At 51.4% G+C, this 13,093-nt stretch carries 15 protein-coding genes and 2 pseudogenes; 16 read left to right on the top strand and 1 reads right to left on the bottom strand.

From position 1 onward, the window contains the following. The 6 genes and pseudogenes from ACKI3C_RS11615 to ACKI3C_RS11590 form a co-directional block, all read left to right on the top strand. A pseudogene (locus ACKI3C_RS11615) lies at positions 1 to 415 on the top strand (hypothetical protein); the annotation flags it as partial. Further along, positions 396 to 1,226: pseudogene (locus ACKI3C_RS11610) on the top strand (DUF6712 family protein). The pseudogenes ACKI3C_RS11615 and ACKI3C_RS11610, both read left to right, overlap by 20 nt. Positions 1,227 to 1,368: 142 nt before the next feature. Next, complete coding sequence (locus ACKI3C_RS11605) at positions 1,369 to 1,920, top strand: hypothetical protein (RefSeq protein WP_407405216.1); 552 nt, start codon at positions 1,369 to 1,371, stop codon at positions 1,918 to 1,920. 3 nt (positions 1,921 to 1,923) lie between these two features. Continuing rightward, entirely contained in the window at positions 1,924 to 2,229 is a 306-nt protein-coding gene (locus tag ACKI3C_RS11600; RefSeq protein WP_407405214.1) for a helix-turn-helix domain-containing protein, read from the top strand. 366 nt (positions 2,230 to 2,595) lie between these two features. Next, positions 2,596 to 3,093 (top strand): hypothetical protein, encoded by a 498-nt coding sequence (locus tag ACKI3C_RS11595; RefSeq protein WP_407405212.1) that lies wholly within the window; start codon positions 2,596 to 2,598, stop codon positions 3,091 to 3,093. Then, positions 3,090 to 3,584, top strand: a complete 495-nt coding sequence (locus ACKI3C_RS11590) for a hypothetical protein (RefSeq protein WP_407405210.1) — start codon at positions 3,090 to 3,092, stop codon at positions 3,582 to 3,584. Before ACKI3C_RS11595 ends, ACKI3C_RS11590 begins: the two co-directional genes overlap by 4 nt. On the opposite strand, the gene ACKI3C_RS11585 is transcribed toward ACKI3C_RS11590, so the two are convergent. Continuing rightward, positions 3,585 to 4,061, bottom strand: a complete 477-nt coding sequence (locus tag ACKI3C_RS11585; protein WP_407405208.1) for a hypothetical protein — start codon at positions 4,059 to 4,061, stop codon at positions 3,585 to 3,587. Between the two features lie 19 nt (positions 4,062 to 4,080). Here ACKI3C_RS11585 and ACKI3C_RS11580 point away from each other — a divergent pair, with 19 nt between their 5' ends. The 10 genes from ACKI3C_RS11580 to ACKI3C_RS11535 all read left to right on the top strand — a co-directional run. Then, entirely contained in the window at positions 4,081 to 4,497 is a 417-nt protein-coding gene (locus tag ACKI3C_RS11580) for a hypothetical protein (RefSeq protein WP_407405206.1), read from the top strand. Positions 4,498 to 4,642: 145 nt separating this feature from the next. Next, complete coding sequence (locus tag ACKI3C_RS11575) at positions 4,643 to 5,233, top strand: hypothetical protein (protein ID WP_407405204.1); 591 nt, start codon at positions 4,643 to 4,645, stop codon at positions 5,231 to 5,233. Beyond that, complete coding sequence (locus ACKI3C_RS11570) at positions 5,233 to 5,745, top strand: hypothetical protein (protein WP_407405202.1); 513 nt, start codon at positions 5,233 to 5,235, stop codon at positions 5,743 to 5,745. Before ACKI3C_RS11575 ends, ACKI3C_RS11570 begins: the two co-directional genes overlap by 1 nt. A gap of 66 nt (positions 5,746 to 5,811) precedes the next feature. Then, on the top strand, positions 5,812 to 6,636 hold the full coding sequence (locus ACKI3C_RS11565; protein ID WP_407405200.1) for a hypothetical protein: 825 nt from the start codon (positions 5,812 to 5,814) through the stop codon (positions 6,634 to 6,636). Positions 6,637 to 6,758: 122 nt separating this feature from the next. Next, complete coding sequence (locus ACKI3C_RS11560; protein ID WP_407405198.1) at positions 6,759 to 7,520, top strand: hypothetical protein; 762 nt, start codon at positions 6,759 to 6,761, stop codon at positions 7,518 to 7,520. Between the two features lie 42 nt (positions 7,521 to 7,562). After that, a complete protein-coding gene (locus ACKI3C_RS11555) occupies positions 7,563 to 7,880 on the top strand; it encodes a hypothetical protein (protein WP_407405196.1) in 318 nt (105 codons plus the stop codon). Beyond that, complete coding sequence (locus tag ACKI3C_RS11550) at positions 7,840 to 8,277, top strand: N-acetylmuramoyl-L-alanine amidase (protein ID WP_407405194.1); 438 nt, start codon at positions 7,840 to 7,842, stop codon at positions 8,275 to 8,277. The genes ACKI3C_RS11555 and ACKI3C_RS11550 overlap by 41 nt, the downstream gene beginning before the upstream one ends. A gap of 9 nt (positions 8,278 to 8,286) precedes the next feature. Next, entirely contained in the window at positions 8,287 to 8,826 is a 540-nt protein-coding gene (locus tag ACKI3C_RS11545) for a hypothetical protein (protein WP_407405192.1), read from the top strand. Positions 8,827 to 9,412: 586 nt separating this feature from the next. Further along, positions 9,413 to 9,541 carry a hypothetical protein gene (locus tag ACKI3C_RS11540; RefSeq protein WP_407405190.1) on the top strand — a complete coding sequence of 43 codons (129 nt, stop codon included), beginning with the start codon at positions 9,413 to 9,415 and terminating at the stop codon, positions 9,539 to 9,541. A gap of 611 nt (positions 9,542 to 10,152) precedes the next feature. Next, a partial coding sequence (locus ACKI3C_RS11535) for a phage tail tape measure protein (protein WP_407405188.1) occupies positions 10,153 to 13,093 on the top strand: 2,941 nt, incomplete at its 3' end.

Here is a 13,093-nt window from a genome sequence, read left to right as displayed (position 1 = left end):
CTGGTTCTCGACGTTCTATATCTCGCCCGACGGCCATGAAAACCATGACGTCGTTATCAACAAGATAGAGACCGATAAGGAAGGAGGCGACTGGTCCACCGACATCATCGAGGCGGTGAACATGTTCTGCTTCACGATGCGCGTCCACTCGAACCTTGTGGGCTCGGTGCCGGGTAAATCGCAGACCAACAACAGCGGCTCGGACAAACGTGAACTCTACACGATCGCCCAAGCCCTGCAGAAGCCATATCACGATTTGCTTTTCACCGTGCACCGCATCATCATCAAGTTCAACGGATGGATAGGCGCTTATCCCGATTGTCCCTTCGTGATGCTGACAACACTCAACGAGCACACAGACGCAAAGGAAGTTACACCATATAAAAAGAACGACAATGCAGATAATAACCAATGACGAGGCACTTCGCCGCTTCATGCCCAATACCTTTGCCACTGTCAAGGGCGAAGCGACATTCTTTGAGAAACTGGTCCCGTTCCTCGAGTCTGCCGAGCAATGGCTCATTGAGAACTTCGTGGGCACGCCCGAACTACTCACTGAGATAGCGGCAGACACGAGCATGCACTATAACTTCAGCAACATCATCGTGTGCCACGCGCTGATGAATGCCGTGCCGTCGCTCGACCTTGTGCTTACGCCCAACGGCTTCGGCGTGGTCTCAAACCAGAATGTCGCACCGGCATCAAAGGAGAGAGTGCAACGGTTGATTGCCTCGCTTGAGTCAAACCGGGACATCAACATAGAGATGCTGCTGAAATACCTTCCGACATTCGAGTGCTGGCGGTCATCAAAGCCCTACGAGTATTTTTCGTCAACCATGTTCCCGAACTTTGAGATACTTTACATGCTGGGCATCAATGCCCATCTATGGCAGAAGTACCAGGAACTGCAACCGCAGATCGTTAGCATCGAACTGTCGCTTGCCTAGGAATATTTCTCGCCCGAGCAAATGGCAGTATGGCGTTGCTCTATGGCAAGCAACATGTATCTCATCCTGCACGAGCGCAGCGTTGTCAATGCTGTCCGCAGCCAGATAGCTGATGTGTTGCGGGACAAGCCAATCAACCATCGCTTGATGACTGACTGCGTGAACACGATACGCCGTTATCCCGATTCGTTCCCCGAGTGGCACAGATCTGCCACAGCAGAACTGTACACTCCGAAAGTTTTCAAGAACAAAAAGAAGTCTGGCGGTTACTGGTGGTGATATGGAAGCAAAAAATAGGTGTATTCTCCTAATTATATATAAAATGTATGGTATATAGCTTAAAATGCAACTTAAAAGTTGCGGAATTCGAGTAGAAATATTAATTTTGCATCAGAATAAGGACATAATTTTTTTGAGAGGTATGAAATTTGTTAGAACAATTCCTGGTTACAATCATCTTTGGGCTGTTAGGGATGAAGAGAAAGAAACGGACGAGTTGTCTTTACTCTTTCGTCAGTGGAGTAATTTCAATTATCTTCTTGATTTTTTCTTCGCGAATCTTAAAGATCTCCAGGGATTCTTCCATATTGAAAAAGTAAGTGATGCTATTAAGGACACTATGGAGGATGCACAAGAGTTAGAGCGTCTGATTCTTGATTTCCCCTATACAGAACAACTTGATGGATTGTTTCATCCTTTGAGTTTAGCCGATACAAGAGCGCAAGAGCTTACTCGGGAAAAAGCGAGAAACTGGGATAGAAGGCAACATCCAAGTTGGTTGCGCATCTATGCCATTAGAATTGAACCAAATGTTTACATTGTTACTGGTGGTGCAATTAAACTGACAGCTACCATGCAGGAACGTGAACATACCAAAAAGGAACTTGACAAGCTCAACGCTTGTCGGGATTTCCTTAAACAGAACGGCGTATTTGACCAAGATAGTTTTATAGATTTCTTTGAGGAGGACTGAATTATGAGAAAAAAAACATTGGAATTTTTGGAGGCACACCAGAGCGATGAGCCTTCAACATTCGTAGAAGATGCAAGATGGCGAGCAGAAAACGCCATTTGGCTCAGATGGTCGCAAAGCGTTGCTATGAGTATTGTAGACTATATGCAGGAAAATGGTTTGTCGCGATCAGATGTAGCTCAACGTCTCGGTTGCACTCCGCAGTATGTCAGCAGAATACTTTCTGGAAAAACTAACTTTTCATTCAAAAGTATTGCCGAGATAGAAACAAAACTTGGTATTTCATGCATGGCTGCTACCATGGCATAGCAATGCGGGGATAATCTTTAGATATTTCCTTGTCTTTTACAGCATAGAGCCGTTTAGGTACTTTTGTGGTACTTAAACGGTTTTTTTATGCAACAAACTATCAATCTCACTTTCCCTAAGAGTTGGAGTGAACTGACGGACAAGCAACTGCTATTCCTGTTCACTCTGCTTGCGGACGGATATCCGGCAACTGACATCAAGGTCAAGTGCCTGTTGAAATGGACGGACTTGCATGTCGTCCATGCGATGGACGATGGGTTATCGGTTAGTGGTTATTGGTTATTGCGCCATAACCGCTCCACAATAACCACTCCACATGCAAGGGAATTTGTTGTGAGCGCACAACAAATTGCTGAAGCGTTATCGATGATAGAATGGCTTGACGAACTGCCTCAACATCCAGTGCGTATCGAGCGTTATCGCTGCCACCGTGCACTGGCCGCAGACTTTGACGGTGTGCCTTTCGAGAAGTTCCTTTACTGCGATAATCTCTACCAAGGGTATCTCCAGACGCAGGACGAGACACTTCTCGACCTCATGGGGAATGTCCTGTACGATTGCAAAGTCAAGGCTTTCCCAAGCCCGTTCCGTATTGCACTGTTCTACTGGTTCGCTTCGCTAAAGCAGTATTTTTCAAGGACATTCCCGCATTTCCTTCAACCCACCGCAAACACCGACACCAATCTCCTCGGCAGCAGCATACAGCCGAGGGAAGCGATGAACGCGCAGATAAGGGCACTCACCAAGGGCGATGCCACCAAGGAAAAGGATGTGCTTGCCCTCGATACATGGCGTGCGCTAACGGAACTTGACGCACAGGCAAAAGAATATGAAGAACTGAACAAGAAATACCCAAGCAAATGAATAATCCAAATTTCAACTGGGATGCCACAAAGTTCTTTGAGAAATTGACATCAAAGAACCGGCTCGCAAAAGAAGAGCATTTTACCTTCTGCCGTGTCAGCGGTCTTGAAGGCTTCGAGGAAGCATTGGACAACATGCAGTCCTCCGCTTCCTTCGTGTGCGTGAGTGACATCGCTGCCGGCTACACCGAGCTCAACAACACTCCTCGCACAAGGAGAGTGAAGACCGTGTTCCTCGCCATGCGCCATGCAATTGACGATATGGACGCAAGGCAGGTGTGCATCGACACCATGCGCGAACTGTTCCGCCAGTTCATGAGTGTGCTCATACAGGAGCGCACGAAACTGGAACAGCACTGCATCTACCTTAACCCGCGCATCACTTTCAACGAGATCGACCGCTACTTTTTCAGCGGCTGTGCCTGCGCTTATTTCCAAATCGCAGTCGATGTATTCACCGACCTCCGCTATAACCAGGACGAATGGGAATAGTTATTCTTCGTAATAATCACGCGTACATAATTCTGGTGGAACAATACCACGATACCCAACGTTTTCCACATTTATATCATAATAAATTGTCCAACTATTAATCTGTCGTTTATTAACTAAACGTGCATTAGGATGATCTTTTATTGATTGAATGATAGTGCTTTCAAGGGTTAATAAAAGTTCCTTTGTTTCAACCCAATTGGGATATTTCTCAATTTTTCCAAATCGTATATATTTTTGTCCGTACGACTTGCTCCATTCAGAACTTTTTTCAATATGTTGGAAGATTCTAGTATCAAAACTATTCATTGTTTCTCCTACATAAACAAATTTTTCACACAAAACTCCATTTCTTGTGAATTTTGTTGAAATAAGATAGATACCGATTTGCTCATCATAATGTGCAGAATTAAATCGATTATCTACAGCTATAGGTTTCGCCCAATTAATTTCTACATTGAAGATTCTATTAATCATAATACAAAATTAAGTAAAAATGATTGAAAAACAAGCAGAAGAACGCCGAAAGTATATCTCTGCTTTCAATGACACGATGATAAAGATATGGAAAGAGCAAATAACCTTGCTTGGTGTCATCGATACCGGGATGCTCCTCGGCTCCACTCATGCCATATCCATGAAGATGGACAGCAATGCCACCGAAGCCGAACTCTCGCAGGAGTTCCGTGAATACGGTCTTTGGCAGGACTACGGCGTTGGGCGAGAGACACCGCGAGGCAACAGCGGTGACATCGGCAGGGCGAAGAAACGAAAACGCCGCCGATGGTTCTCACGCAAGTACTTCGCATCGGTGTTCAATATCCGTGACTTCATGGCTGATTCGCTCGGAAAGGAATTCGGAGGGGTTTTAAGCTCGGTTTTTGACCGCCGAAAATTCACGGGAAGAATTTAGTTTAGAGTTGAGTGGGCAGAAGGCAGTGAGTCCATCAACAAATTCTCTCAACTCTGCCCTCTAAACTCTCAACTAAGACAAAAATCGTGTCTTTTCGTGCGTGAACTTTTTAATGCAACTTTGCATCGTTAAAATTCTCACGGACATGATAGACATTAAAAAGCTGACCAATCTCATAACCTCGTTCCGCGGCACCACCCAGCGGAACAGCATCACCCCCGAGACTGTGGGCGCATTGTTCCAGGCAATCGCCGACACCCTCAACAGCATCGACACCAGTGCTTCCGCCAACCTCAGCGAATACGCCAAGAAAGCGGATATTGGAGCCTTCATCACCAACATCACTGTGACGGAGTTCAATGAGGACGGCATAAACATAGGCATAGGCAAGACCAATGTCGCTGACGGGACCAACAGCTTCGACGAACTCGGACTCAGCCTGCCGGGCGCAAGCAGGTGGCACGCCGGACTGATGACCGCCGCCCATGTCAATCTGCTCGAACAGCTCAAGTCACTCCACTTGGCGTTGACCGACAAGGAGCCGCTGACTGCCGACTGGCATGATCTCTCATATGAAACGGAAACTGGCGAAGTGACATACGACGAGGAAGGACGCGAAATGACCACGGTCAAAGTGATCGATACCTGCCGCGAAGTCGCCAACGAAATCGCTTCGTTCGCTGAGTACAGGGAAGCAAAACAAGAAGAGTCTAACGAACAAAAAGACACACTATAATGAACTACTTCAACCACAAATCGGACTTCGACCTCGTCCTTCTCGTTGCGGATGCCAACGACAAGACGGTCAACATGAACAACTACGACTGGACCGCAAGGTTCAGCACCACCCGCGGTTCCCGCAGTTTCATCGCCGAGCACCGTGGCAAGGCTACCAACAACGCCTTCATAGAGTACGGCGCACCGCACATCATCTTCAACGACCATTGCCTGGGCGTAGGCCAGCTGATGCTCGAGCTCACTGTGCTGGTCAAAGACGAGAACTTCCCCGACGGCTCGCGCCGCGTGGTCACACCCATACATCTTCCAGTTGAACTCGTGTCCAACCAAGGCAACACCGGCACATCGGCACAGGTGAACATCACGCTGCCTTTCACACAGGTGTTCACTGCGGAAGACAAGACCGATGACCCCGTGCACAGGCCCGACGAGCCCATGGACAGACCCACCGAAAAGGAAGAGACCCCGGCGGAGAAAGACCCGGTAATCAATTGGGAAGAAGTGAAGTGAAAAGCATAAGCGGTTCACTTACAAATATATCATTAATCTTTAATCAATCATCTTTATTCCAAGTTTATGGCAAACGTAAAATTCTACCGTGGCCTTAAGTCAAAGTACTCAGCCACACTCCATGCCGACGGTCTGTATTTCGCGACCGACACACATGAGCTTATCATGAACGACAAGACATTCGGTAACAAGTCTATCGCATCGGTCGTTCCCTCACAGGCGGGCGGCAAGCTCACAGCAGCCATCACCTTCACCGACGGCACATCAAGCAACCTGACCATCGGCGACAACCTGCTCGTCGCTTCACTCCTCGGGACAGCCAACGGCATCGCTACCCTCGGCTCAGACGGCAAGGTTCCCGCTGCACAGCTCCCTTCGTATGTCGATGATGTAATCGAGGCAGCGTCATTCGTTGACTTCCCCGCAGAGGGCGAGTCTGGAAAGATTTATGTCGCGCTCGACACCAACCTCACTTACCGCTGGAGCGGAAGCGCATACGTCGAGATCTCTGCAAGCCTTGCTCTCGGCGAGACAGCAAGCACCGCCTACGCTGGTGACAAAGGTAAGGCGAATGCCGAGGCTCTGGCAGCGCTCCGTGCTGAGTTCGACGAGAAAGTAGGCGCATTCACCATCGGCGTGAACGTTCCCGAGAACGCAGAGTTCACCGACACCAAGGTTACCGAGGTGGGCAACCACTACATCCCCTCAAAGAGCGCAACCAAGAGCGCGGCAGGTGCTACCGCCACCGCCGGCGCAACAGTGCAGGTTGTCACTGGCATCGAGGTGGACGCAGCGGGTCACATCACTGGCATCGTCAGCGGCGCGGTCAAGGACACCGTCTTCGACCCCTCGGCTCTCAACGAGGCGGTCGTATGGAATGACGTGAACTAACGGGCTCTCTCTACTTCACCATACATTCCCCTTGGTCGGGGATGAAAATCGATTGTCCCATCCCCGGCCTTTCTCTATGCGATAACCTATAACCAATAACCATTTTTCAACGAAAAATTACTATGGCTAATGTAAAATTCTACCGCGGCGACAAGAAAGGATATTCATTCTTGTCTGCAACTGACAGGGCCAACGCCATCTACTTCGCTGTTGACACCAAAGAGCTTATCCATAACGGAATCGCCTACGGACGCGACACCAACATGGAGGAAATCTTCGATGTGCTTGAAGGACAGCGTGACGAGATACGCAACCATGACACCGAGATTGATGCCATCAACACCTCGGTTGACGGGCTCACAGGCGTGGTGTCGGGCATCAAGACCACAGTCAGCGCGCACACCACCAACATCAACAAGTTGACCAAGACCACCATCCCCGCAATACTCCAGGATCTCGACAGCCTGCGCCAGCAGATGCAGAGTGCAAAGGACGAGTTCGAGTCACAGCTCGGCAATGTGGTTGACATCGCCTCGCGCTACGATTTCATCTGGTCAATGCAGCAGGCACTCAACATCGAGAGCGACGGACGCTTGCTTACCGTCACCCCCGAGCAGATTGATACGCTGTTCGGCGAAGGCAACGGCAAGGTGGAGGTAGTGACCGCTGACGGCGACGGCAACACAATCCCTGTGGCTACCATCAAGGTGAGCCGCATCATCAGCGACGATGCGCCGATGCGATTCATCAACACAGAGTCTATATACAACACCACCGTTGACGAGAACGGCTTCTACTTCGACCTCGAGCAGATCATGTACTCCATGGTCTATGGCTTCGCCAAGCAAGAAATCAGCGCGGAAACCTTCAATGAATTCGGTTAAACAGTTACTGTTATAGTTCATTTATACTAACACACAGAGACAATGAAGAAACAAGTCAAAGACAACATCGCCGTAATCTCGGCAGTGGTACTGCTGACATTCGGCATCTGCCTCACGGTAGCGGGATTCTTCGTCCCGCCCCTGGGCATCATCGACAACTCGGTGCTTTGGGTACTCGGGCAGTCGCTCATCTACAGCGGCTCGATGTTCGGCTTGACAGTATATGTCAAGAACCAGATTGCCGACATCCACTGGCAGGTGACACACTCCAACGAACCCAGAAGGCCCTCCACCGCACAATCACAACAATCAAACAACAATGGCTATGCTGAATCTGAAGACTACCAAGAGGAAGATTAACAAGATAATCCTCCACTGCACCGCAACCCCCGAAGGCAAGCACGTCACGGTTGAGTCCATCCGCCGCTACCATGTCGTCCACCGCGGCTGGAAAGACATCGGCTACCACTTCGTGATATACCTTGACGGCAGTGTCCACAAGGGACGCGACATTGACATGATAGGCGCCCACACCGCAGGGTACAACGCCAACAGCATCGGCATCAGCTATGTGGGCGGTCTGTCCAAGGACGGGAAGAAGTCTATGGACACGCGCACCGATGCCCAGAAGAAAGCGTTGCGTGAACTCCTCGTGCAGCTCCGCGCAATATATCCCAATGCCACAATCCACGGGCATTGCGAGTTCGCCAATAAATCCTGTCCGTGCTTCTCGGTCAAGGAATACTCCGACAACTAACATGTTGATATGAAAGGTTTTTTAATCTATATAGTAACAATCCCTCTCTTGCTCATGGCATCATGCCACAGCAAGAAGTCGGTGTCAATCTCTGAACAGGCGAGGTACGACACCACGGCAGTCCGCAATGGCAGCGCCGAGACCGCCATATCGGTCTCAGTGCTGCGCGAACTGGCCGCCGACATGGACAGCGTGGAAATCTATTTCCATCCGTTCTATGATGACACTTCAATAAATACAAGTGGAACAGACACATCCGCAAACGGTGCTGTTCCCCGAAATTACCCCTTCCCATTCTGGACAGGGATGGGAACGGGTTTTACCCTGAAGGCAAAGCGCCTCTCGCTAAATGACAGGGGCAAGGCAGAGACCGCTTCTGCGTCGCGGGCTCTGCAGCATGAATCAATACAATCGTCCGCAAAATCGGACATAGAAGAAAACACTGCCGTTGAGGACACCAAGGTGGCTGAGCCGGCAGACAATACATGGATGCTCATTGTGTTCTGCATAGCAGCGGGCATCATGTTATATTTCCAACACAAGAGCTGAAGTTTATTTTTTCATAAAGGGAAAGGCGGACGGTCTGCGACAGATATTCTGCCTTTTTTATGATAGGTATTTGGTATTCATCGTTTGTGTTTCCCATTCACCAAAATTGATTTATGATTCGTAACAGCGGGCCACTCGTGAGAGCAGTCCGTTTTTTTATATATTGCCCAAAGCCCGCCCGGTGCGTCGTGCCACCTGACGGGCAAGGCCGTGCTCGGCTTCGGGTATGGCACCAGTGGCGGAGCAAGTGCAGACATGGCGGGATGGCTGCGACATCACCACGCAACCGCCGCGGCGGACGCACGAACACCGCACGGACTCCGCTCCCGTCACCCCTCGGGGAAGGGTGATCAGCAGGCAACCTCGCTGCACTCGGTTTGCCTTGGCTGAACACGCTCCCCCTCACTGCTTCGCTGTGCCACAAGTGTCACGGCGAAACTGCCGTCCTCTGCGTCTGTACCGACATTTCCGTGTGTCTGCCGCTATCCCTGGGCGGGATGCGGTTGCGTGAGGCAGCTATCCCACGGCACTTGCTTCTTCCCGCCACGGTGTCACACACCTCGCATGTTTCACTCTCGCATCGACTTTGCCCGCACAGACTGAGACACGCCGCATCGCCATAGACCCACCCCGAGCCCCGAAGCGCGACACACCGCCAAGCACACGCACTTACTACATCATTGCCTGCCTCTCCACTCCGCTGCCTCGTGCCTAATGGGACACGGGCTACGGCGTTGGGCTCTTGATAAGGCTGAACAAGTTAAGCCACATCTGCACGGCAAGCCGCCGCCCAACGCCTGCCTGTGTCTCCTTGCACCAGACAGCTTCCGTTCCACGGCTGCATGACTCCGACGGCACGCTTGGCGATTGTACCGCACTTCGCCGATGAGACCCTGCCGACATCGAGGCGATTGCCCGCGATGGCGACAGGAGAGCGGAACACCGTGCAATGCAAAAACACGGCAAGCAGATTTTTGATACGCACGGGAGGGATGTGACCGCACATTGCGAGGGCGGTTTTCGGGCAAAATCGGGGCAAATAACGAGGGCATTGGGGGCTCTACCGAGGGTGACGTTAAGGGACACCCTTAACAATCCCGAAGCAAAAGGCTTATTATCAGCCTTTTAAATTACCTGAGTCATTTACAGATAGGCAATTTTTGGCGGCTCGATTCCCCAATTCCGTAACCTAACCTATTATATAACAATCTCTTACGGGCTCCTAAATTTTTCCTTGCCTACCCGTCTTTTCCTTTACAAAACAACCACTGTATTTTTGCCTAAAATTATCTTTCATCTCTAATCTTTAATCTCTCATCTCTAAAAATGAGCAACTACACAACCAACGCAACCACCGTGCTCCAGATAAACGGACACCAGGCACAGCAGCAACTAAACCAACTGCGGGCAAATGCACTCCAGCTCGAGACCGCCATCGCCAAAGCAGCGGCAGCGGGCAACCGCACCGACCTGCGAAAACTGAGAAGCGAACTCAACCAGACCAAACGCCAAATCAATGCCATCGAGTCGTCTACGGCACAAGTCGACAATGTGCTCAGACGCTTGAACCGAGCGACACCAAAGGATCTGCAGAAAGCCCTCCAAACCTTGACACGCCAACTGCAATACATCGAGCGAGGTTCCGCCGCATGGAACTCCCATGTCAGCAAGATACAGCAGGTGAAAACGCAGATTGCTTCGCTCAATGCCGAGATAAGGACACAGGAAGGTCTGTGGGCAAGGCTCAACAACAAGATAAACGAGTGGATGGGAACCATCATGCTCGCAGGTGCCGCCGTGACCGGTCTCATCATGGCTGGACGCAAGGCGGTGAACGCCTACGCCGAGATGGAGGAGGAACTTGCCAATACCCGAAAATACACCGGAATGACAGAGGAAAATGTCAAGAAACTGAACGAGGCGTTTGCCAATATCGACACCCGAACCCCTCGCGAGAAACTTAACGAACTCGCCCAGGAGGCGGGACGTCTCGGCAAAACAACGCTTGAGGACGTGCAGGGCTACGTGGAGGCAGCCGACATCATCAATGTGGCTCTCGTCGACCTCGGTGAGGGAGCAACGCAGACCATCGCCAAACTGACAAACATCTTCCGCGTGGATGAGGAAATGGGGACCAAGGACGCTATGCTGTCAGTCGGTTCTGCGATCAATGTTCTGTCGCAGAACTGTACCGCCTCGAAGCAGTACCTCGTGGAGTTTACCCAGCGCATGGCGGGCGTGGGAGCGCAGGCGGAAATGACCATCCCGCAGCTGCTTGCCTTCGGCGCTACGCTCGACGCCAACGGACAGAAGACCGAGATGTCTGCCTCTGCCCTCGGCAAACTCACGATGATGCTGTTCCAGAAACCGGGCGAGGTCGCTCAGCAAGTAGGCCTCGATGTCGAGAAATTCACAGAAACACTCAGGACTTCGACCAACGACGGTCTCATCATGTTCCTTGAGCGCATCCACGAACTCGGCAGCAAGGACGGTCTCGCTGTGCTGGCTCCTCTGTTCAAAGACCTCGGCATGGACGGCGTGCGAATGAGCCAGGTACTGGCTACGCTTGCCGAACACCTCGACATGGTGAAGTGGGAACAGGAGGAAGCCACCAAGGCATTCAACGAAGCGACATCGGCAACGAACGAGTACAACATCTTCAACAACACCGTCCAGGCAGGCATCGACAAGGCGAAGAACCGCATCCATGAGATGGCGGTGGAACTGGGCGAGAAATTATTGCCGGTCATGAAGCACGTCATGACTTCCACCTCCATGATGATGAGGTTCCTCAATGCGATGGTTGACTTCATCATCAAGTACAAGGGTGCAATAGCCACGGTGACCGCAACTTGGGTTGTATATACCGTGGCGGTCAACGCAAGCAACGTGGCGTTCAAGGCACACTACTACTGGCTTGTGCTGACCGAAGCAGCGCAGAAGTACCTCGGCACTGCGACCCTTGCACTGAAGATTGCCTTCTATGCACTTACAGGGCAGGTGGAGAAAGCGAAAGCAGCCTACACCGCGTTCCACCTCCTTACCAAGACAACACCTTGGGGAATCATCCTCGCAGTCGTCACCGCCGTAGGTGTAGGGCTGTATAACCTGTGCACACGCACGGATGAACTGACCAAGAAGACGAAGGAGGCAATCAAGGCTGCCAAGGGCTACAACGAGGAAGCCGTCAAGGAGCAGCACGAACTCGACATCCTTTTCGACAAACTGAAAGGAGCCGAGAAAGGAACCAAGGAGTATGAGTCTGCTAAGCATGCCATCATCAGCCAGTACGGGAAGTATCTCTCAGGTCTCATCAACGAGAAAGGCGAGATACTTAACCTCGAGGCGGCTTACAACAGGCTCGCCATTGCCGTGCGCAGGGCGGCGCAGGAACGAGGCATCGCAGCAGCGCGTGAGCAGATAGACCAGGAATACTACAAGCAGCTCGCCTCGGGACTCACGGAACTGCAGTCATCGCTCGAGAGCGCGGGTGCAACCGCCCGAGAGGCAGCGGAGATTGTCACCGCAGTGAGCACCGCAATGGCGGCAGGCAAGCCGATACCCCAAAACTACATCGACAAGATCAACAGTTACTCGAAAGGTGTTGAATGGCGATTATTGCCCGACTGGATAGGCGGTGACCAACACCCGTTCTGGGGCGGTGACAGCAGGAAGCCCGCTCCCTTGGTCAACCGCATGTACGATGCCTACGAGTCGCACCGCAAGGGCCTGGCTACACTTGATGCCATGGAGAACGGCGTGTCTCCGCTTAAACATATAGACAACTACTACCTCAAAGGAACCATCGGCCAACTTGAGAAAATCGTCAAGTCGGGAAAGGCTGGCAATGCCATCGTGTTCATCGAGGGTTCTCAGCAGGGCGAGTACAAGGAGGTGTCCGTGACTGAGGCAAAGCAGCTTCTCTCGCAGTACCGCGAGGAACTTGCTTACCGCGGTGCGGGCAGTTCGGACACCAAGGGCTTGAACCTCGACACTGAGCATGGCACCGGCGGTGCAGCGGGTTCAATAGGTTCCTCAAAGGCAACCAAGGGCGGCGGTGGCAAGACAGGCAAGTCCGAGGACAAGTTCAAAGCCGAAAAGGACTGGCGGGAGTACCAGGAGGCGCTGAACCGCATCGAGTACGCGACCGGGCAGAAGAACTACGAGGACTACACCAACCGGATGCTTGAAATCGAGGAAGAGTTCTACAGGAAGCAGCTACAGCATGCCGACCTCACCGCAAACGAAAGGGTCACTATCGAGGCAC

Origin of the sequence: Sodaliphilus sp., from assembly GCF_045598405.1 — a bacterium.
GTDB lineage: Bacteria > Bacteroidota > Bacteroidia > Bacteroidales > Muribaculaceae > Sodaliphilus > Sodaliphilus limicaballi.
Note: the sequence above shows the minus strand (reverse complement) of the source record. Positions and strands in the feature narration are given on the sequence as shown.